General features: G+C 69.3%; 1 protein-coding gene. It reads right to left on the bottom strand.

Annotation, left to right across the window (positions count from 1 at the left end; all coding sequences use genetic code 11):
* On the bottom strand, window positions 1–702 hold a 702-nt coding region (locus EOA28_RS37575; RefSeq protein WP_128315935.1), incomplete at its 3' end, for an SDR family oxidoreductase.
* Window positions 703–722 lie beyond the last annotated feature (20 nt).

Below are 722 nucleotides of genomic sequence, written 5' to 3'. Positions count from 1 at the left end.
CTCTCCCGTCGTGAAGCCGTTGCCGATCAGGAAGCGGATTGCATCGGCGATGTCTTCCGGCTTTCCGACGCGTCCGGCGGGTAACCGCTCAGCCATCGCGGCCAGAGTCTCGCCCTTCCGGTCGCCGGCGACGAACTCCCAAATCGGCGTGTCGACCCAGCCCGGCGAGACGGCGTTGACGCGGATCGGCGCCAGCTCGACCGCCAAGGCTCGCACCAGCCCCTCCAGCGCCGCATTGACGGCGGCGACCACCGAGCCGCGCGCTGCCGGCCGGTAGGCCGCGATACCGGTGACGAAGGTGAGCGAGCCTGTCGGCGGCAGCTTCGGCGCCCCACGCTTTGCGAGCAGCAGCGGCCCGTAAAACTTGCTCTCCACCACTCGCTGCGCGGCCGAAAGCTCGATGTCGGGCAACAGCCGGTAGGCGCCTTCGATCGCGGCCGCGGTGCTGACGATATGATCGAGCCGGCCGATGCGCTCGAACAGCGCCGCGACCTCATCCTCGCGGCTGACGTCGACCACCGCCGTTTCGAGCGCTCCCGGCCGGCCGAGCCCATCCCGCGCAGCATCCAGCTTCGCTTCGCCACGCCCGGCGATGATGACGTGCGCGCCGTCCTGGAGGCAGCGCCTGGCGAGCGCCAGCCCCATGCCCGAACTGCCGCCGACGATCAGGATCTTTTCCATGTCCATGCCTTTCCTTTGCATGGACGGTCATGTGGCAGGCC

The organism is Mesorhizobium sp. M2A.F.Ca.ET.067.02.1.1, assembly GCF_004023285.1.
GTDB lineage: Bacteria > Pseudomonadota > Alphaproteobacteria > Rhizobiales > Rhizobiaceae > Mesorhizobium.
The sequence above is the reverse complement of the archived record's forward strand: the minus strand, read 5'-3'. Positions and strand labels throughout refer to the sequence as shown.